A 19,664-nucleotide genomic window follows, 5' to 3' on the forward strand; every position below is an offset into this window, starting at 1 on the left:
CCCGGCTGCCGGGAGCATTACTGACCGCGTCCGGTTTCCGCCTGCAACGCGTCGATCCGCTTCGATGCTTCGGCCTTGGTCAGGCCGTCTTCGAAGCCGGTACCAGCTTCTTCCGACAAGGTCTTGAGATAGCTTGCCTGCGCGCCGGTCATCGGCTCGTCGCCGGTGGTCCAGTCGTCGGGATCCTTCTCGGCATTGCCGGTCGGGTGATCCTTGGGATTGTCGTGTTGGGCGTCGGACATCGTGAAATTCCTTCCACGATGCCCAACGCCGATGTTCCTTATCCGTTCCAGCTCTGGTAGGGCAGGTCGAGGTCGTCAGCGACCGCCTTGTACGCGATCTTGCCGTTGTACACGTTCAGGCCCGCCGCCAGGTGCGGGTCGGCCTTCATTGCGGCTTCGGCGCCCATGTTGGCGAGCTTCAGCGCGAACGGCAGCGTCGCATTGTTGAGCGCAAAGGCGGACGTGCGGGCGACTGCGCCCGGCATGTTGGCAACGCAGTAATGGATCACGCCGTCGACCTCGAAGACGGGATCCTCGTGCGTGGTCGCATGGCTGGTTTCGAAGCAACCGCCCTGATCGATGGCGATATCGACCAGCACCGACCCGCGCTTCATCGTCTTCAGCATGTCGCGCGTGACGAGCTTCGGCGCCGCGGCCCCCGGCACCAGCACCGCGCCGATGACCAGATGCGCGTTCTTCACCGCCGCCGCGATCGCAGCCTTCGAGGCATAAGCGGTCTTGATCTGGCTGGAGAAGAACATGTCGAGTTCGGCGAGACGGTCGTTCGAGATGTCGTAGATGGTGACGTCGGCACGCATCCCGACCGCCATCTGCGCGGCGTTGACGCCGGAGACGCCGCCGCCGAGGATCGCGACCTTCGCCGGCGCGACGCCGGGGACGCCGCCGAGCAGCACGCCGCGGCCACCCTGTTCCTTTTCGAGGTAGTGCGCGCCGACCTGCACCGACATGCGGCCAGCGACCTCCGACATCGGCTTCAGCAGCGGCAGGCCGCCGCGTGGGCCGGTCACCGTCTCATAGGCGATGCAGGTCGCGCCCGACTTCATCAGCCCCTCGGCCTGCGGCTTGTCGGCGGCGAGGTGAAGGTAGGTGAACAGCACGTGGCGCGGCTCGAGCAGGGCGATCTCGCTCGCCTGCGGCTCCTTCACCTTCACGATCATGTCGCTCTGCGCGAACACGTCCGCCGGCGTACCGACAATGCGCGCGCCGACGTCAACATAATCCTGGTCGTCGAAATCGATTCCCGAACCGGCCTGCGTCTCCACGATCACTTCGTGGCCCGCGGCGACGAGTTCGGCGACCGACGGCGGGGTCAGCCCGACGCGATATTCGTGGTTCTTGATTTCCTTGGGAACGCCGATGCGCATTGGGGACTCTCCAGGCCGGTTTTCGTTGGATCGCGCTATACTCCCATTCCGCCGGGCAATCCCTGCAAATTGACGGGCAGATCGCGGCGTTCACGCATGGAACTGGCGTCAGAGCGCTGCTAACCGTGTAAATCATGCAAATCGATCGAATCGACACCGCCATCCTGAAGGTCATCGCCGGCGACGCCCGCACCTCGGTCAGCCAGATCGCAGGGCGGGTCGGTCTGTCGCAATCGGCCTGCACGCGCCGCATTCAGGCGCTGGAGGCAGGCGGCGCGATCCGCGGCTATGCGGCGCGACTCGGACGGCGCGCGCTGGGGTTCAAGGTGACCGCAATCGTCGACATCACACTCGGCACACAGGCCGAGGAAGATTTGGCGACGTTCGAGCGTGCGGTGGGCGCGATCGACGGGATCATCCACTGCGCGCTGGTGTCGGGCAACCAGGATTACCGCCTGCAGGTCGTCTGCCGCGACCTCGACGATTATGAGCGTATCCACCGCGAGCACCTCGGGCGGCTGCCCGGCGTGGTGACGATCAGCAGCAGTTTCGTCCTGCGCGAGGTTCCGACCCGGGGAGAGGCGGAGGCGATCTTCGGCCATGCCGGGACACCTGCAACCTGAACGCATGTGCATCCCCGTTGCGGGGGGCGGGGCGGAGTGCTAGGCGCGCCGCTCCATGCCAACAGGGGCACCCGAGGGTCGTGACCATGACCGCCATCGCCGGCACGCCGGTCCGGAAGACCGACCGGTGAGCACCGCGCTCCCGAACGACGCAGCCACCACCGACAGCGACGTGCCCGGCCATTCCCATGCCAAGCAGGGACTGGCCAAGCTCGCGCTCGGTGCGATCGGCGTCGTCTATGGCGATATCGGCACGTCGCCGCTGTACGCGATGAAGGAAGTGTTCGTCGGCCACCATCCGCTGACCGTCGACCAGCTACATGTGCTCGGCGTCGTCAGCCTGATGTTCTGGTCGCTGATGCTGATCGTCACGTTGAAATACGTGCTGATGATCCTGCGCGCGGACAATAACGGAGAGGGCGGGTCGCTGTCGCTGCTGGCGCTGATCCAGCGCAAGTCGGGCGGCGGGCGCTGGGGTGCGAGCCTGGTGATCCTGGGCGTGCTGGCGACCGCGCTGTTCTTCGGCGACTGCATGATTACGCCGGCGATATCGGTGCTGTCCGCGGTCGAGGGGCTGTCGACGGTGCAGGCCGGCTTCGACGGCTGGGTGCTGCCGATCTCGATCGCGATCCTGGTCGGGCTGTTCTACATCCAGTCGGTCGGCACCGCGCGGGTCGGCAAGCTGTTCGGCCCGATCATGCTGACCTATTTCATCGTGCTGTCGGTATTGGGCGTCATCAACATCGCCGCGCGGCCCGACGTGCTGATGGCGCTGAACCCGATCTGGGCAGTGCGCTTTGCGATGAACGACGGGACGCTGGCGTTCCTGGCGCTCGGATCGGTCGTATTGTGCGTGACGGGGGCGGAGGCGCTGTACGCCGACATGGGGCACTTCGGTCGCCGCCCGATCCAGCTCGCCTGGGCGGTGCCGGTGCTGCCGGCGTTGATGCTCAATTATCTGGGGCAGGGCGCGCTGCTGCTCGACAATCCCGCCGCTGCTTCCAACCCGTTCTTCCTGATGGCGTCGGAGCAGTTCCGCCTGCCACTCGTCATCCTCGCCACGATGGCAACCGTCATCGCCAGCCAGGCGGTCATCACCGGCGCCTATTCGGTGGTGCAGCAGGCGGTGCAGCTGGGCCTGATGCCGCGCATCCGCATCGACCACACGTCGGCGTCCGAAGCCGGTCAGATCTACATCCCGGTCATCAACTGGGCGCTGATGACGATGGTGCTGCTGCTGATCCTCGGCTTCCGCGAATCGTCGAACCTCGCCGCCGCCTACGGGATCGCGGTGACCGGCACGATGTTCATCACGACGTGCATGATGGGCGTGCTGTTCCGCCGCGTGTGGAACTGGCCGCTGTGGCTGGTCGCAGGGTTCGTCGGGCTGTTCGTGCTGATCGATGGCCTGTATTTCGCGTCGAACCTGACGAAGGTGCCCGACGGCGGGTGGTTCCCGCTGCTGGTCGGCATCGTCATCTTCATCATGCTGACGACCTGGGCAAAGGGGCGCGCGCTGATGATCGAGCGGCTGCGCGAGGCGGCGATGCCGATCGCGGTGTTCATCCGCTCCGCCGCCAATTCCGCCGCGCGGGTGCCCGGGACCGCGGTGTTCATGACGTCCGCTGCCGACGGTGTGCCCCATGCGCTGCTCCACAATCTGAAACACAACAAGGTGATCCACGAACGCGTCATCCTGCTGACCGTGAAGATCGCCGACGTACCGTTCGTGCAGGACGAGATGCGGATCAAGCAGGACGACCTGGGCCAGGGATTCCACCGCATGGTGCTGAAGTTCGGCTTCATGCAGGAGCCGGACGTTCCCGCCGCGCTGGCGCTGGCGAAGAATTGCTCCGGTGAATTCAAGATGATGGAGACCAGCTTCTTCCTGGCGCGCCAGACGCTGCTGACGTCCGACAAGCCGGGCATGGCGATCTGGCGCGAAAAGCTGTTCGCGTGGATGCTGCGCAACGCCGAAAGCGCAATGGAATTCTTCCGCCTGCCGACCAACCGGGTGGTCGAGCTGGGGAGCCAGGTCGAGATTTGAGCCGGCCACCCATCCACATCCTTCACCTCCACTCCAGCTTCTCACTGGGGGGCAAGGAGGCGCGGGCAGTGCGGCTGATGAATGCGTTCGGTGCGGCTGCGCGGCACACGATCGTCTCTGCCATGCCCGACCAGCTCGGCGCGCGCGATGCGATCGCCGCGGGCATACGCTACGAGATCGCGCAGAACCCGCCGCCATTGACCGGCGGGCCATCGGTTGCGCGGTACGAGGCGATCGCGAAATACATGCGGCGGTTCGACCTGGTGCTGACGTACAATTGGGGCGCGATCGACGGAGTGATGGCCAAGCGCGTGTTCGGCAAGGGCACGCCGCCGCTGGTCCATCACGAGGACGGGTTCAACTCGGACGAAGCGGTGCGGCTCAGTCGCAAGCGCAACTTCTACCGCCGCTTCGCACTGCCCGCCGCGCACGCGCTGGTGGTGCCGAGCCACGCCTTGGAAGATATCGCGCGGCGCGTGTGGAAACAGCCCGAGAGGCGGGTCCACCGTATCTCCAACGGCATCCCGACGATGCGCTACGCCGCCAAGCCCAATCCGCGCGCGATCCCCGGCTTCGCGCGGCGCAAGGGGGAAGTCGTCATCGGAACCGTCGCGGGCTTGCGCGCGGTGAAGGATTTGCCGCTGCTGGTCCGCGCAGTCGGCGGGGTGCCGGGCAAGGTGCGGCTGGTCATCGTCGGCGAGGGGCCGGAGCGGCAGGCCATCGCCGATCAGGTCGAGGGCATGTTCATGGAGGACCAGGTTGTGATGCCCGGCTTCCTCCACGACCCCGCGCGCTTCATGGGCCTGTTCGACATCTTCGCGCTGTCGTCGCGGTCCGAACAGCAGCCGATCGTGGTGATGGAGGCGATGGCCGCGGGGCTGCCGGTGGTGTCGCCGCCGGTCGGCGACGTGCCGCTGATGGTCAGCGAGGCAAACCGGCCGTTCCTGACCGCCGACCGCTACGAAGTCACGCTGCGCGATCGCATGAAATGGCTGGCCGAAAGCGCCGAGCAGCGCGCCTATGTCGGTCATCAGAACCAGGTGCGCGCGCGTACCGAGTTCGACGAAAGTGCGATGATTGCCGCCTATCGTGCGTTGTACGAGGGCGCGATGCGCAGACCGGGTGCGCTGGCGGGCTGAAAAGACTTAAGGCTCGCGTTCGGCGCGATTGCGGCCTAACAGCGGCGAAACGCGCGAATTTGGAGGCGATGTGTTCAAGGGCCTGACCCCGATTGTCTATGGCGGCCGCGAAGTCTGGCCGCTCGTCGAAGGTGGCAAGGGCGTGGCGGCGACCAATCATGCCTCGGCGGGCGCCTGGGCCGCAGCCGGCGGCATCGGCACCGTGTCGGCGGTGAACGCCGACAGCTACGATCCCGAAGGCAAGATCATCCCGCAGGTGTACAAGGCGCTGACCCGCCGCGAGCGCCATGAAGAGCTCGTGGAATACGCGATCGAGGGCGCCGTCCAGCAAGTCAAGCGCGCTTGGGACATCGCCGGCGGCAAGGGCGCGATCAACATCAACGTCCTGTGGGAAATGGGCGGCGCCCAACGCATCCTGCACGGCGTGCTGGAGCGGACCAAGGGCCTGGTCGCGGGCGTCACCTGCGGCGCGGGCATGCCGTACAAGCTCTCTGAGATCACCGCGTCCTACGGCGTCAGCTACCTGCCGATCGTCAGCTCGGGTCGCGCGTTCAGCGCGCTGTGGAAGCGGGCGTATTCGAAGGCCGCGGAGTGGCTGGCGGCGGTGGTGTACGAAGATCCGTGGCTGGCCGGCGGCCACAACGGCCTGTCCAATGCCGAAGACCCGCTGGCACCGCAGGACCCGTACCCCCGCGTGAAAGTGCTGCGAGAGACGATGCGTGCCGGCGGGATTTCCGACGATGTGCCGATCGTGATGGCGGGCGGCGTTTGGTTCCTGCGCGACTGGGACGAGTGGATCGACAATCCCGAGCTTGGCAAGATCGCCTTCCAGTTCGGCACCCGCCCACTGCTGACGCAGGAAAGCCCGATCCCCGAGGGGTGGAAGGCCAAGCTGATGGATATCGAGCCGGGGGAGGTGCTGCTGCACCGTTTCTCGCCGACCGGCTTCTATTCGAGCGCCGTCCGCAACCCGTTCCTGCGCGAGTTGGAAGCGCGGTCGGAACGCCAGATCGCGTTTTCGACGCAGGAGGCGGGCGACCATACCCACCAGCTCGACGTGGGTGTAAAGGGCAGAAATTTCTGGGTGACGCTGGGCGACCTGATGCGCGCCCGCGAATGGTATGGCCTCGGCTACACCGATGCGCTGAAGACGCCGGACAACACGCTGGTCTTCGTCACGCCCGAGGAAAAGGGCGTGATCCGCAAGGACCAGGCCGACTGCATGGGCTGCCTCAGCCAGTGCGCATTCTCGTCCTGGGCGGATACCGACACCAACTCGACGGGACGCCTCGCCGACCCGCGTAGCTTCTGCATCCAGAAGACGCTGCAGGACATCGCCCACGGCGGCCCGATCGACCAGAACCTGATGTTTGCGGGCCACGGCGCGTATAATTTCAAGAAGGACCCGTTCTATTCGAACGGCTTCGTGCCGACCGTGAAGCAGCTGGTCGATCGCATCCTGACTGGCGATTGAACGAGGATCGTTGCGAAAGCGAACCGAGGATCCCATATGAACTAAATCGCGGCGCATCGAACCGAGCAGCCCGCGACCGAGAGTGCCGTTGCTCCCGCTCAAGACCGGAGCAAAGTCATGACTCTAGACACTACGTCATCAACGTCGTCACCGCCGAAGATCTCGCGTGCGGTCAACATTGCTGCCTCCACCGATCAGGTGGTCGCGATGTGCGCGAAGCATGATGCCGATATCAGCGCGATCGAGACGTTGCCGTCGGGCGGCACGCGGGTCGTATTGATGAATGCAGTTGGTGCAGCCGCGATCGTCCGCGCGTTCAAGTCGAAGGTGCTGGCGGGCGACGTGCCGCGGACGCACTGGATGCGGGTTCGTCCCAGCAGCTACTGACAACCACGACAGCCATCGCGGCGTTAACGCGCCATTTGCTCCCGATATGGCATGCTGTCCGGAAGACCGGGGAGAAACATGGCGTCACGAGCATCGCAGTATCGCAGTGTCGCGCAAGCGACGGTCGAGCGTCGAGGTGATCCGCGAATGCGGGTCATCGTGCGGCGTGCGAGCGTGCGCCGTCAGGGTGCCGAAAGCGTTGACGCCGAACTGCTGGATCTGTCGATCTACGGTTGTCGGATCACGTGCCCCGATCCGCATGATGCGGGCGAGCGGGTGTGGCTGCGGCTTGCCGGCGGCATGCCGATCTCGGCCACCGTTGTTTGGTGTCGGGACGGTCTGGCGGGTTGCCGGTTCGACGAACCGATCGAACGCGCGACGATGCGGGCGATGACCCTGCACCTGGTGTCCTGACCGTGCACGTGCCCGAGGCCTAGGCCCACCCCTCCAGCACCTGATCCGGCGGGCGGTGGCCGTCGACCCACGCGCGGATGTTGGCGATGACGCGCTCGCCCATCGCGAGCCGACCCTCATAGGTCGCCGACCCCATGTGCGGCAGCATCACGACGTTCGGCAGCGCGAGCAGGCGCGGATCGATCGCGGGCTCGTGCTTCCACACGTCGAGGCCGGCACCGGCGAGCCGTCCACCCTCAAGCGCCGCGACCAGCGCATCTTCGTCGAGGATGCCGCCGCGGCTGGCGTTGATGAGGTGGGCGGTCGGCTTCATCAGCGCGATGCGGCGTGCGTCGATCAGGTTTTCGCTGTCGGCATTGCGCGGCGTGTGCAGCGTGACGATGTCGGCCATGCCGAGCAGCTCGTCGAGGTTGGGGTGGTATTCGGCCTGCAGCTCGGCCTCCACCATCTTCGGCAGACGGTGGCGATTGTGGTAGTGGATGGTCAGGCCGAACGCGCGCGCACGGCGGGCCACCGCGCTGCCGATGCGGCCCATACCGACGATGCCGAGCGCCTTGCCGCCGATGCGGTGGCCGAGCATCCCGCCCGGCGACCAGCCGGTCCACGCGCCCGACCGCACCAGCTTTTCCCCCTCCGCCAGCCGCCGCGGCACGCCCAGGATCAGCGCCATCGTCATGTCGGCGGTATCCTCGCTCAGCACGCCCGGCGTGTTGGTGACCAGGATGCGCCGCGCGCGCGCCGCAGGCAGGTCGATATGATTTACCCCCGCGCCATAGTTGGCGATCAGCTTCAGCCGCTCGCCCGCACCCGCGATCAGGTCTGCGTCGATGGAGTCGGTGACGGTCGGCACCAGCACGTCGCACGTTGCCATCGCCGCGGTCAGCGCGGCGCGGTCCATCACCGTGTCGAGACGATTGAGATCGGCATCGAACAGCGCCGCTAGCCGGTCCATCACCGCATCGGGCAGCTCGCGGGTGACGACCACCTTGGGTCGGGCAGGGCGCGCAGGGTCGGCCATGCGCCCGACTTGAAGCGGCAGGCCCGGCCAGTCAACGGTTGAAGCGCGGCCCGCGCTGCCGCTACAGCAACGGCGGCGGTTGACGGGAGGCTTTGCGATGCGGTGGACGACGGGGCTGGCGTGCGGGATGGCGGCGGTGGGGCTGATTGTGCCCGATGCGCCCGCAGACGCCCAGGCGCGCAAGACGCCCTATTACGCGTCGATCTCCGCCGGTCAGGCGCGGATGCGGACCGGGCCGGGGCGCAACTATCCCGCCAGCTGGCTCTACATCCGTTCCGGCCTGCCGGTGAAGGTGATCGGCATCTACAAGGAATGGCGCAAGGTCGAGGACCCGGCGGGCGTCGAGGGCTGGATGCAGGCGAATCTGCTGACCGAACGCCGCACCGCGATGGTGGCCGGCGCCGAAGTCGCGCTGCGCGATACGCCGCGCGCCGCCGGTCGCGTCCAGTACCGCGCGGCGCCCGGCGTGATCGGGCGGATCAGCCAGTGCAGCGCGGGATGGTGCTGGTTCGACGTGAAGGGGCGGTCGGGCTTCGTTGAGGCGATCCACCTGTGGGGCGTCGATCCGGGCGAAGACGTGTCGTGACGCCCGACCTGCGCTTCGTCGAAGGAGATTTCGACAGCGCGGATGTCATCGACCTGCTGCGCTTCCATCTGGCGAGCGCGCATCAAAGCTCACCGGCGTGCAAGGTCCATGCGCTGGACCTGACGGGGTTGCAGCGCCCCGACGTGCGGTTCTGGAGCGTGCGCGGCGCGTCCGGCGCGCTGCTCGGCATGGGGGCGCTCAAGACGATCGAAGCGGGGCACGGCGAGATCAAGTCGATGCGCGTCGCGCCTGCGTATCTGCGTCGCGGCATCGGCGCCGCGATCCTGGCGCATCTGCTGCACGAGGCGCGGGCCGGGGGGCTGACCCGGGTGAGCCTGGAAACCGGCGGCAACGAGGCGTTCGCGCCCGCCCGCGCGATGTACGAGCGGGCGGGGTTCGCGGAATGTCCGGCGTTCGGAGAGTATGTGCCGGATGAGTTCACGCGCTGCTATTCGCGGGCGCTGTAGTCCGTCACTTTCACCCGTTCATCTCGAGTAGCGATCGAGCGAAGTCGAGAGCCCGTATCGAGAGAGGCTCTCCTAGGGCATAAACCTCTCGATACGCCCTCTCGACGAGCTCGACCGCTACTCGAAGCGAACGGGTGCATGCAAAGTGGGGGGAAGTGGCGCCGCCCTAGTTCAGCAGTTCCACCGCCATCGCCGTCGCCTCGCCGCCGCCGATGCACAGCGACGCGAGTCCGCGCTTCTGGCCGGTCGTCTCGAGCGCCGACAGCAGCGTCGCCAAGATGCGCGCGCCGCTGGCGCCGATCGGATGGCCGAGCGCGCAGGCGCCGCCGTGGATGTTGATGACGTCGTGCGGGATCGACAGGTCGTGCATCGCGATCATCGCGACCGCGGCGAATGCTTCGTTCACTTCGAACAGGTCGACGTCGCCGATCTGCCAGCCGGCGCGCTCCAGTGCCTTGCGCATCGCGAACACCGGAGCGGTCGTGAACAGCGCGGGGGCGTGGGCGTGGGCACCGTGCGCAACGATCCGCGCCACCGGGTTCAGGCCCAGCCGCTCGGCGACGCTCGCCCGCGTCAGCACGAGCGCAGCGGCGCCGTCGCTGATCGACGAGGCATTGGCCGCTGTGATCGTCCCGTCCTTCGAAAAGGCGGGTTTCAGCGTCGGGATCTTGGCGACGTCGCCCTTCGCCGGCTGTTCGTCCAGCGCCACTGTCGTCGCGCCCTTGCGGCCCTGGATCTCGACGGGGACGATCTCGCGATCGAACGCGCCGGAGGTCTGCGCCTTCTGCGCGCGTTTCAGGCTGGCGATCGCATAGTCGTCCATCGCGCCGCGGGTGAACTGGTATTCGCGCGCGGTATCCTCGGCGAAACTGCCCATCAGCTTGCCGGGGTCATAGGCATCCTCAAGCCCGTCGAGGTACATGTGATCCTTCAGCACGTCATGCCCGATGCGCGCGCCGGCACGGTGGCGCATCGACAGATAGGGCGCGTTGGTCATGCTCTCCATGCCGCCGGCGACGATGACGTCCACCGATCCCGCGGCCAATGCCTCGCTTGCCATGATCGCGGCCTGCATGCCCGATCCGCACATCTTGTTGAGGGTGGTGCCCTCGATATGCTGCGGCAGGCCAGCCTTTAGCGCCGCCTGGCGCGCGGGCGCCTGGCCTAGGCCGGCGGGCAGCACGCACCCCATGTAGATGCGCTGGATGTCGTCGCCCGACAGGCCTGCCCGCTCCACCGCCGCACCGACCGCCGCCGCGCCCAGTTCGGTCGCCGACGCGCCGGAAAGGCAGCCCTGGAAACTGCCCATGGGCGTGCGGGCATAGCTGGCGATGACGATGGGGTCGGCGGTCATGCGGTGTCCTCTGAAATGCTTGGGCGCATCCCTATGCGGAAACGGCGCGTCAGTGAAGATCGACCGGCGGCGCCTTTTCGCCGGGAGTGGGCCGGGGCGGGCGTTTCAGGAAGAACACCAGCGGCACCGACGCCGCGGTGATGATCGCCATCACCCAGAAATCGTCGAGATAGGCAATCATCGCCGCCTGTCGGTTCACCTCGGCATCCAGCATCGACAGCACCGTGTCCGCCGCTGCCCCGAATCGCTGGAGCATCGACACGTCGTAGCCCGCCAGCGCCTCCGCATTGATGTGCGGCGACAGGTCGGCATGGCTGGTCTGGACGTTGCGCGCCAGCAGCGCGGTGACGCCGGAAATGCCGACCGACGCGCCGATGTTGCGCATCAGGTTCATCAGCGACGATCCCTCGGTGCGGTAATGCGGCGGCAGCGTCGCGAACGCCATCGCGTTCAGCGGCATGAAGACGAGGCCGAGGCCGATGCCCTGGATCAGGCCGGAGATCACGAACTGGTTCGCACCCATCATGATCGTCCAGCTCGTCATCTCCCACAGCGAAAAGGCGGCGATGGTGAAGCCGACACCGACCAGGATGCGCGGATCGAACCCGCGCTGGGTCAGCTGCGCGGCGACGAACATGCTGGCGACGACGCCAAGCCCGCGCGGCATCAGCAGCAAGCCAGTGTCGAGCACGGGGTAGCCGAAGATACGCTGCAACATCGGCGGCAACAGTGCCATCGTCGCCATCATCACCAGGCCCACGACCAGCATGAAGCCAAGACCCGTAACCAGATTGCGATTCTTGAACAGGTCGCGGTCGAACATCGGCTTCTTCGCGGTGAACAGGTGGACGACGAACATCCACAGCGCGATGGCCGCGACCAGCCCCTCGATCACGACCTCGGTCGACGAAAACCAGTCCTCGCTCAACCCCCGATCGAGCATCAGCTGGAGCGCGGCGATACCGATCGCGAGCAGCGAAAAGCCGATCAGGTCGAAGCTGCGGCGGGTGATCTTGCGCGACGGCAGCAGCGCCCACAGCACCGCGAAACAGAACACGCCGAGCGGCAGGTTCACGTAGAAAACCCAGCGCCAGTTGTAGCTCTCGGTCAGCCAGCCACCGATGACCGGCCCCAGGATCGGGCCGACCATGATGCCCATGCCCCAGATCGCCATCGCCTTGCCCTGACGTTCGGGCGGATTGATGTCGAGCATCACCGTCTGGCTGAGCGGATTCATGAAGGCCGCGCTGACGCCCTGAAGTACGCGGAAGATCACCATCTGGGTCAAATTTGCCGACAGCCCGCACAGCGCCGAGGATACGACGAACCCCGCGACCGACCACAGGAACAGGTTTCGGCTGCCGATACGGTCGGCGAGCCAACCGGTGATCGGGATCGCGATGGCCGATGCGACGATGTAGCTCGTCAGCACCCAAGTGACGGTATCCGCGGTCGCGCCAAGCGCCGTCTGCATGTGCGGAAGCGCGACGTTCGCGATCGTGCTGTCGAGGATCTGCATGATCGTCGCCAGCATGACGCCGATCGTGAGCAGCGGGCGGTTGGTGGTTGCAAGTGCCGCGACGCCTGAGTGCGGGACGGCAGCCGTCGCAGCGGGCGGACCGCCGCGGGCCGTGGCGGCGCTCGCCACGCTCAGTTCCCCCGGATGTCTACGCGCACGTCGGCGCTCAGGCCGGCGATCAGCTGGCGCGGGCTCTTCTCGTCGATGGCGATGCGGACCGGCACGCGCTGGGTCACCTTCACCCAGTTGCCGTTGGCGTTCTGGGCGGGAAGGACCGAGAACTCGCTGCCGGTGCCGGCGCCGATCGAGGCGACGTGCCCCTTCAGATGCAGCCCGGGATAAGCGTCGAAGCTGACCTCGGCGGCTTGCCCAACGCGCATCTTGTTCAGGTCGGTTTCCTTGAAATTCGCTTCCACCCAAGACCGACTGTCGGCGACGATGGTGACCGCGGGCAGGCCGCTGACCATCATCTGCCCGACCTGCAGACGATCGGCCTGGCTGATCTGGCCGCCGACCGGCGCGCGGACTTCGGTGCGCGACAGGTCGAGCTGCGCCTTCGATCGCGCCACCTGCGCGGCGGCGATCTGCGGGTTCTGTCCGGGGACGGCGGAACCGGTCGCGAGCTTCGCGCGCGCCTCGGCAGCGGACGCCTCTGCACTCTGGAGCGCGGCGCGGGCCTGCTGAAGGCCATGCTGCGACTGCTGAAGGCGTGCGCGCGTCGTGAAGCCACGCTTCATCAGCTCGGCCTGACGCGCGTAATCCTCCTGCGCAGCGGCGATCTGGTCGCGCGCTGCGACGATGTCGGCACCCGTGCCCTGGTAGCTGGTCTGAAGCGTCTGCACCGCGACCTGCGCGCCCGCGATCTGCGCATTCGCCTGGGCGACGGCGATCCGATAGGGGTCGGGATCGATGCGGAACAGCAGGTCGCCGGCGCGTACGATCTGGTTTTCCTTCACGTTCACCGCGACGATCCGTCCGGCGACGTCGCTCGCGACCGACACCTTGTCCTGAGAGACATACGCGTTGTCGGTCGACACGAACCGGCCCGACGTCGCCCAGAAATAGCCGGCCATCGCGATGATGATGAGGGGGACGCCGAACATCAGCAGCGGGCGAAGCCAGCGGCGTGGCTTCTTTCCAGCGGCAGTCTCGACCACGATCGGATCGGCGGTCGCGGTATCGATGCGGGGGTCGGCGTCAGCCATGCGCGGTCTCGTTGGCAAGATGGGGGGTGGTGTCGGGGGTGAGCAGGTTTTCGCGGATACGCTCGAGCGAGGCGAAGAGTTGCGCGCGGCCCGCGGCGTCGATGCCGTCGAAGGCGGCCTCGAACATCTCATCGGCATAGCTGCGCAGTTTCTCGAGCACCGGCTTCGCATCTTCCGTCAGGAAGATCTGCCACGCGCGGCGATCGGCGGGATCGCGGCGGCGCTCGACCAGCTTCGATTCCTCCAGCCGGTCGATCATGCGGCACAGGGTGATCGGCTCGACTTCCAGCAACTCGGCGAGCCCGCCCTGATTGATGCCCTCGTGGCGGGACAGGGTGACGAGCGTCTTCCACTGGGCGCGGGTGGCGCCGACGCGGCGCGCACGCTCGTCGAAACGGCGCCGCATGAGGCGCGAGACGTCGCTGATGAGGAAGCCAAGGCTGTCGGTCATGCGCTGCATATAATAAGCATGCTTATGGATAGCCAGCGGAACCAACATGCGCGTCGTGCAATCGTCATTGCAGGAGGTGGACGATGGCTGACACGATGACCGGCGGGTGTTTCTGCGGCGCCAAACGCTATACGGCGACCGTGGCAGACGACGACGCCTACCTGTGCCACTGCCGCATGTGCCAGCGCATCAGCGGCAACGTCTCGCTGGCGTTCAAGGGCATGAAGCAGGCCGATGTCTGCTGGCAGACGTCGCCCGATTATTTCGAGTCTTCCCCGATCGCGCGGCGCGGACATTGCGCCACGTGCGGGACCACGCTGACCTTCGAATTTCCCGACAGCGACACGATGGACCTGACGGTGGCGAGTTCCGATGAGCCCGCGCGTTTCGTGCCGCGTCACAATTATGCGGTCGAAAGCTGGCACGAAGCTTGGCTGGACGTGCGCGACCTGCCCGCTATGCGAAGCGACGAGAATCCCAATGTCGTCGAAAGGTGGATGAAGGCCTGTGGCAAGCTCCCCGACTGAATCGTCGCCCGCGCAATTCTTCGAGAGTTTCGACGGCGAGCGGCTGGCCTATTACGAGATGGGAGAAGGTCGAGCAGTCGTCCTGATCCACGGCTATTTCAGCGACGCCGACACCAACTGGATCAAATACGGCCACGCCGCGGTGATCGCCGCCAAGGGCTTCCGCGTCCTCATGCCCGATTTGCGCGCGCACGGCGCGAGCGCCCGCCCGCACGATCCCGCCGCGTACCCGCCCGACGCGCTGACCCGCGACGGCCACGCGCTCGTCGCGCATCTGGGGCTGACCGACTATGATCTGGGCGGCTATTCGCTCGGCGCGCGGACGGTGTCGCGGATGCTGGCGACGGGCGCGACGCCGCGGCGGATCGTCTTTTCTGGCATGGGGCTCGACGGGCTTGTGGATACCGGGCGCCGGGCGGGGCATTTCCGGCATGTCCTCACCAACCTCGGCCAGCACGAACGCGGATCGGGCGCGTGGATGGCAGAGGCGTTTTTGAAAACGACCGGCGGCGATCCGGTCGCGTTGCTCGGCATCCTCGACACGTTCGTCGACACGCCGCTCGACACGGTGCGCGGGTTCGTTCAGCCGGCGCTGGTCGTCAACGGCGTGGACGACGACGACAACGGCTCGGCCGCGGCGCTGGCGGAGGCGCTGCCCGATGCCCGCTATGTCGAGACGCCGGGCAACCACATGAGCGCGGTGGTGAAGCCCGAGCTTGGCCGCGCGATCGCGGACTTTCTCGCGGCTTGACCGGGGGCGGGGGCGAGCGCAGTCTCGGTGTCATCACAGTTCGCTTTCCCGAGGAAAACTCCATGATCCGCAACCGTCTCTCGCTCGCGGCGCTCGCGTGCGCGCTCGCCGCGTCGCCCGCCGCGGCCCAGACCGCCAGGCAAACCGCAGCGCCGACCGCTGCCGACGCCGACAAGTTCGTCGCCGACGTCGAGAAATACATGGCCGTGCGCGGGGTCGATTCGGCGCGCATCCAGTGGGTCAACGCGACCTACATCACCGACGACACCGACGCGCTTGTCGCCAAGGATTCGGCGGAGCTGACCGATCTGCAGGTCCGCTATGCGCTGGACGCCGCGAAGTTCCAGAAGGCGCCGGGCCTGTCGCCCGACACGAAGCGCAAGCTCGACCTGCTGCGCGGATCGATCACGCTGCCCGCACCGACGACCGCCGGCGCTTCGACTGCGCTCGCCGAGGCATCGACGCGGATGACCTCGCTCTACGGCAAGGGCAAGGGCACGCTCGACGGCAAGCCAATCAACGGCAGCGATATCGAAGCGGCGATGGGCACCACTCGCGACCCCGCCAAGCTGAAGGAGATGTGGGTCAGCTGGCACGACAATGTCGGCGCGCCGATGCGCAAGGACTATGCGACGATGGCCGGCATCGCCAACAAGGGCGCGGTCGAGCTGGGCTACAGCGACGTCGGCGCGATGTGGCGTTCGGGCTACGACATGCCGCCCGCCGAATTCGCCGCGCTGACCGACAAGCTCTGGAAGGAGGTCGAGCCGCTCTACCTCGCGCTCCACACCTACACCCGCTGGAAGCTCAACGAGAAGTACGGTGACGCCGTTCAGGCGAAAACCGGTCCGATCCGCGCCGACCTGCTCGGCAACATGTGGGCGCAGGAATGGGGCAACATCTACGACATCGTCGCGCCCAAGGGGGCGGGCGACTTGGGCTTCGACACCGGCGACCTGCTGACCGCCAAGGGCTATGACGCGCGCAAGATGGTGAAGGCGGGCGAGGGCTTCTACTCGTCGCTCGGCATGGCGCCGCTGCCGACGAGCTTCTGGGAGCGCAGCCAGTTCACCAAGCCTGCCGACCGCGAAGTCGTGTGCCATGCCTCGGCCTGGGACGTCGATAACAAGGATGATCTGCGCATCAAGATGTGCATCAAGGTGAACGGCGACGATTTCGTCACCATCCACCACGAACTCGGCCACAATTACTATCAGCGCGCGTACAATACGCAGCCGTATCTGTATCTGAACGGCGCCAACGACGGCTTCCACGAAGCCATCGGCGATTTCGTCGCGCTGTCGATCACGCCCGATTACCTCGTGCAGATCGGCCTGCTCGACAAGGCGAAGGTGCCGAGCGCGGACAAGGATATCGGGCTGCTGTTGCGGCAGGCGATGGACAAGGTCGCGTTCCTGCCGTTCGGCCTGCTGATGGACAAGTGGCGCTGGCGCGTCTTCGACGGCAGCATCAAGCCAGAGAATTACGAGGCCGGCTGGAACGCGCTGCGCCTGCAATATCAGGGCGTGGTGCCGCCGGTCGCGCGCGACGAGACGAAGTTCGATCCGGGCGCGAAATACCACATTCCGGCGGGCGTGCCCTACACGCGCTATTTCCTGGCGCGTCTGCTGCAGTTCCAGTTCTATCAGGCGGCGTGCAAGCAGGCCGGCTGGAAGGGGCCGCTCCACCGCTGCTCGTTCTACGGCAACAAGGCGGTCGGCGCGAAGCTGGATGCCATGCTGAAGATGGGCCAGTCCAAGCCGTGGCCGGATGCGCTGCAGGCGTTCACCGGCACGCGCGAGATGTCGGGCAAGGCGCTGGTCGAATATTTCGCGCCGCTGAAGACGTGGCTCGACCAGCAGAACAAGGGCAAGCCGCAGGGCTGGTGAGGGTGCAGGGGGCGAGCGTGCGGCTCGCCCCTTGGCCGCTCGTGCGCCCGCGTAGGTTTGGGGGCCGTGTCGCGAGCGGTGACGTATGGGGCTCTGGGCTCCCGCCTGCGCGGGAGCAAGGGCGGCCGGGGCGCTATTGTCTCGGCCATTACTGCAAGAACGCAGCGCGAGTGGCGCCCCTGCTAGAGCGCCCCCCGTGTTCCCGCGAAGGCGGGAGCCCAGGGTCGCAGGCGGTGACGTTTGGGGCACTAGGTTCCCGCCTCCGCGGGAGCACCTTGAAGGTGGAGCAGGCGCCCCTGAACGATCAGTCTTTGCGCTCCGACGCCGTATCCGGTCCGCCCGCCTTTCCCGGCGCATCCGGATTGCCGTCGCGGACTGCGTAGAGGATGCCGCCGATCGCTGCGCCGATCGCGGCGGCGCCGGCGAGGATCGCGGTGAAGAAATTGCGGTCGCCCATCTTCTCACGGGTGTCGCTGACCAGCTTGGCGGGCGCGGAATCGGCGACGGCCTTGGCGGCGTTGGTCGTGCGCTGCGCTACCGAGCGCCGCGCGGTGGTCGCGGTCGCCTTCAGCGAATGCGCGGTCGTGGGCGCCGCGCGCTTCGGCGCCGCGGCACGGGTCGCGGGCTTCTTCGCCGCCGTCGTGCGCTTGGCCGGAGCCTTGCGCGCCGTCGCGGGCTTCGTTGCCGCGGGCTTTGCCGTAGCGGGCGCCGCCGGAGCCGTTGCACCCTCCGCCTTGGGCGGGGTCGCGCGCGACGATTTGCGCTGGGTCGTTGCGGCCTTGCGGCGGGGCGGCGTCGGGGTCGGCGTCTTGGGCGGCTGGGCCATCGTCATGCTCCGAATCGAAAATTCGTTTCGCAAGCAAATCGTCTGGCGTGCGAAAGGGTTCCGCCGCGCCCGCAATCAGCCGCCCGCAAGCCTTACCGGAACGGCGGCTCGCTGAACGCGCGCAGCTTGCGGCTGTGCAGTTTCGGCCCCTCACGCCGCAATTCCTCGCAGGTTTCGATGCCGATTCGCATATGCTCGTTGATCGCGCGTTCGTAGAAGCGGTTGGCCTGGCCGGGCAGCTTCAACTCGCCGTGAAGCGGCTTGTCCGACACGCACAGCAACGTGCCGTAGGGAACGCGGAAGCGATAGCCCTGCGCGGCGATCGTCGCCGATTCCATGTCGATGCCGACCGCACGGCTGAGCGAGAAGCGCAGCGCCGACTGCGAATAACGCAGTTCCCAGTTGCGATCGTCGGTGGTGACAATCGTACCGGTACGCAGGCGGCGTTTCAGCTCCTCGCCCGACTGGCCCGACACCGTCGCGGCAGCCTTCGCCATCGCGACCTGAACCTCGGCGATCGCGGGCACCGGGATTTCCGGCGGCAGCACGTCGTCCAGCACATGATCGTCGCGCAGGTACGCGTGGGCGAGGACGTAGTCGCCGATGCGCTGCGACGGACGCAGGCCACCGCAATGCCCGATCATCAGCCACGCCTCTGGCCGCATGACGGCCAGATGGTCGCAGATCGTCTTGGCGTTGGAGGGGCCGACGCCGATGTTGACCAGCGTGATGCCGGTGCCGTCCTCCGCCATCAGGTGATAGGCCGGCATCTGGTGCCGACGCCACGCGCTGTTGTCACCGGCGATCCGGTCGACCTCATCGGGCGAGGTGATGACAATCCCGCCCGCGCCCGAGAGCCCGGTGAAGCGCGACCCCGGCGTCAGCTGCGACGCGCCCCAACGGACGAATTCATCGACGTAGCGGTGGTAGTTCGTGAACAGCACGTATCGCTGGCAATGCTCCGGCGGCGTGCCCGTATAGTGCCGCAGGCGCGCGAGGCTGAAGTCGGTGCGCAAGCCATCGAACAGCGCCAGCGGGCGGATGCCGTCGACCGATTCCCATTTGCCGTCGGCGATCTCGTCCCCAATGTGGGCGAGCTCGGTTGCGGGGAAATGCCGCGCGAGGTCGAGCGCCGACACTTCGTCGAGCGCCAGCGCGTGGCCGGGATCGAGCACGTAGGGGAAAGGGATTTCCTGACGTCCCTCGGAAGCGCGAACCTCGACGTCGTAATCCTCGATCAGCAGGTCGAGCTGCTCGATCAGATAGTCGGCGAACATGCTCGGCTTCGTCACGCTGATGGCATATTCGCCCGGCGTCACCAGCCGCCCGAAAGAGCGGAGCGGCGCGGGTTTGTCGATGCCTGCACGGAAAGTGAGGCGGATTTCGGGGTAGGCGAACGATCCGTCGAACCGGCTTTCGGCGGGCGGCGGCGTGCCGTCGGTCAGATACTGGGTCAGCGCCGATTTGAGGCGGGCGACCGAGGCGAGATAAAGGCGATCGAGTTCGGCGACGATGTCGGAAGCGTTGGTCATCTACGGGGGGTAGGGCGACATCGTTACGCTGGCAAGACTCCCGCGGGCTGCGCGCAGGCTCTTGCAAG

General features: G+C 66.8%; 20 protein-coding genes. 11 read left to right on the plus strand and 9 right to left on the minus strand.

The features are described 5' to 3' along the window. Window positions 1-17: 17 nt before the first annotated feature. Both M9980_RS03390 and ald read right to left on the minus strand, forming a co-directional pair. Complete coding sequence (locus tag M9980_RS03390; protein ID WP_250753320.1) at window positions 18-242, minus strand: DUF3072 domain-containing protein; 225 nt, start codon at window positions 240-242, stop codon at window positions 18-20. Between the two features lie 38 nt (window positions 243-280). Beyond that, window positions 281-1,387: an alanine dehydrogenase gene (ald, locus tag M9980_RS03395; protein ID WP_250753321.1), complete on the minus strand. Its 1,107-nt coding sequence runs from the start codon at window positions 1,385-1,387 to the stop codon at window positions 281-283. A 134-nt stretch (window positions 1,388-1,521) separates the two neighbouring features. Here ald and M9980_RS03400 point away from each other — a divergent pair, with 134 nt between their 5' ends. The 6 genes from M9980_RS03400 to M9980_RS03425 all read left to right on the plus strand — a co-directional run bounded on the left by M9980_RS03400 (window position 1,522) and on the right by M9980_RS03425 (window position 7,471). Beyond that, a complete protein-coding gene (locus M9980_RS03400) occupies window positions 1,522-2,010 on the plus strand; it encodes an Lrp/AsnC family transcriptional regulator (RefSeq protein ID WP_250753322.1) in 489 nt (162 codons plus the stop codon). 55 nt (window positions 2,011-2,065) lie between these two features. Beyond that, window positions 2,066-4,057, plus strand: coding sequence for a potassium transporter Kup (locus M9980_RS03405; protein WP_422921381.1), 1,992 nt, complete (start codon window positions 2,066-2,068; stop codon window positions 4,055-4,057). Next, entirely contained in the window at window positions 4,054-5,196 is a 1,143-nt protein-coding gene (locus tag M9980_RS03410; RefSeq protein ID WP_250753323.1) for a glycosyltransferase, read from the plus strand. The genes M9980_RS03405 and M9980_RS03410 overlap by 4 nt, the downstream gene beginning before the upstream one ends. 70 nt (window positions 5,197-5,266) lie before the next feature. After that, window positions 5,267-6,670 (plus strand): NAD(P)H-dependent flavin oxidoreductase, encoded by a 1,404-nt coding sequence (locus M9980_RS03415; RefSeq protein WP_250753324.1) that lies wholly within the window; start codon window positions 5,267-5,269, stop codon window positions 6,668-6,670. 117 nt (window positions 6,671-6,787) lie between these two features. Beyond that, window positions 6,788-7,057: a hypothetical protein gene (locus M9980_RS03420; RefSeq protein ID WP_250753325.1), complete on the plus strand. Its 270-nt coding sequence runs from the start codon at window positions 6,788-6,790 to the stop codon at window positions 7,055-7,057. A gap of 147 nt (window positions 7,058-7,204) precedes the next feature. After that, entirely contained in the window at window positions 7,205-7,471 is a 267-nt protein-coding gene (locus M9980_RS03425) for a PilZ domain-containing protein (protein WP_250753326.1), read from the plus strand. A gap of 19 nt (window positions 7,472-7,490) precedes the next feature. Here M9980_RS03425 and M9980_RS03430 read toward each other — a convergent pair whose 3' ends face one another. Beyond that, window positions 7,491-8,489 (minus strand): 2-hydroxyacid dehydrogenase, encoded by a 999-nt coding sequence (locus M9980_RS03430; RefSeq protein WP_250753327.1) that lies wholly within the window; start codon window positions 8,487-8,489, stop codon window positions 7,491-7,493. Window positions 8,490-8,586: 97 nt separating this feature from the next. Between M9980_RS03430 and M9980_RS03435 the strand changes: the two genes are divergently transcribed. Continuing rightward, window positions 8,587-9,075, plus strand: a complete 489-nt coding sequence (locus tag M9980_RS03435) for an SH3 domain-containing protein (RefSeq protein WP_250753329.1) — start codon at window positions 8,587-8,589, stop codon at window positions 9,073-9,075. Further along, window positions 9,072-9,542 carry a GNAT family N-acetyltransferase gene (locus M9980_RS03440; RefSeq protein WP_250753332.1) on the plus strand — a complete coding sequence of 157 codons (471 nt, stop codon included), beginning with the start codon at window positions 9,072-9,074 and terminating at the stop codon, window positions 9,540-9,542. Before M9980_RS03435 ends, M9980_RS03440 begins: the two co-directional genes overlap by 4 nt. A 166-nt stretch (window positions 9,543-9,708) precedes the next feature. Here the strand turns inward: M9980_RS03440 and M9980_RS03445 are convergent, their stop codons facing one another. Genes M9980_RS03445 through M9980_RS03460 form a run of 4 tightly spaced genes read right to left on the minus strand, consistent with a single transcriptional unit; the run spans window position 9,709 to window position 14,071 of the window. Next, entirely contained in the window at window positions 9,709-10,896 is a 1,188-nt protein-coding gene (locus M9980_RS03445; protein ID WP_250753334.1) for an acetyl-CoA C-acyltransferase, read from the minus strand. A 49-nt stretch (window positions 10,897-10,945) separates the two neighbouring features. Beyond that, the gene (locus M9980_RS03450) at window positions 10,946-12,544 is read right to left on the minus strand and encodes a DHA2 family efflux MFS transporter permease subunit (protein ID WP_340689110.1); all 1,599 of its coding nucleotides are present in this window, start codon (window positions 12,542-12,544) and stop codon (window positions 10,946-10,948) included. 2 nt (window positions 12,545-12,546) lie between these two features. After that, the gene (locus tag M9980_RS03455) at window positions 12,547-13,620 is read right to left on the minus strand and encodes an HlyD family secretion protein (RefSeq protein ID WP_250753336.1); all 1,074 of its coding nucleotides are present in this window, start codon (window positions 13,618-13,620) and stop codon (window positions 12,547-12,549) included. Then, complete coding sequence (locus tag M9980_RS03460; protein ID WP_250753364.1) at window positions 13,613-14,071, minus strand: MarR family winged helix-turn-helix transcriptional regulator; 459 nt, start codon at window positions 14,069-14,071, stop codon at window positions 13,613-13,615. The genes M9980_RS03455 and M9980_RS03460 overlap by 8 nt, the downstream gene beginning before the upstream one ends. A gap of 83 nt (window positions 14,072-14,154) precedes the next feature. Between M9980_RS03460 and M9980_RS03465 the strand changes: the two genes are divergently transcribed. The 3 genes from M9980_RS03465 to M9980_RS03475 all read left to right on the plus strand — a co-directional run bounded on the left by M9980_RS03465 (window position 14,155) and on the right by M9980_RS03475 (window position 17,238). Further along, window positions 14,155-14,598, plus strand: a complete 444-nt coding sequence (locus tag M9980_RS03465; RefSeq protein ID WP_250753366.1) for a GFA family protein — start codon at window positions 14,155-14,157, stop codon at window positions 14,596-14,598. Then, window positions 14,579-15,349, plus strand: a complete 771-nt coding sequence (locus M9980_RS03470; protein WP_250753369.1) for an alpha/beta fold hydrolase — start codon at window positions 14,579-14,581, stop codon at window positions 15,347-15,349. The genes M9980_RS03465 and M9980_RS03470 overlap by 20 nt, the downstream gene beginning before the upstream one ends. A gap of 62 nt (window positions 15,350-15,411) precedes the next feature. After that, window positions 15,412-17,238, plus strand: a complete 1,827-nt coding sequence (locus tag M9980_RS03475; RefSeq protein ID WP_250753371.1) for a M2 family metallopeptidase — start codon at window positions 15,412-15,414, stop codon at window positions 17,236-17,238. Window positions 17,239-17,542: 304 nt separating this feature from the next. On the opposite strand, the gene M9980_RS03480 is transcribed toward M9980_RS03475, so the two are convergent. Continuing rightward, complete coding sequence (locus M9980_RS03480; RefSeq protein WP_250753372.1) at window positions 17,543-18,070, minus strand: hypothetical protein; 528 nt, start codon at window positions 18,068-18,070, stop codon at window positions 17,543-17,545. Between the two features lie 86 nt (window positions 18,071-18,156). Next, window positions 18,157-19,596, minus strand: coding sequence for an AMP nucleosidase (locus M9980_RS03485; RefSeq protein ID WP_250753374.1), 1,440 nt, complete (start codon window positions 19,594-19,596; stop codon window positions 18,157-18,159). Between the last annotated feature and the right edge of the window lie 68 nt (window positions 19,597-19,664).

It is taken from the genome of Sphingomonas donggukensis (assembly GCF_023674425.1).
GTDB classification, from domain to species: domain Bacteria; phylum Pseudomonadota; class Alphaproteobacteria; order Sphingomonadales; family Sphingomonadaceae; genus Sphingomonas; species Sphingomonas donggukensis.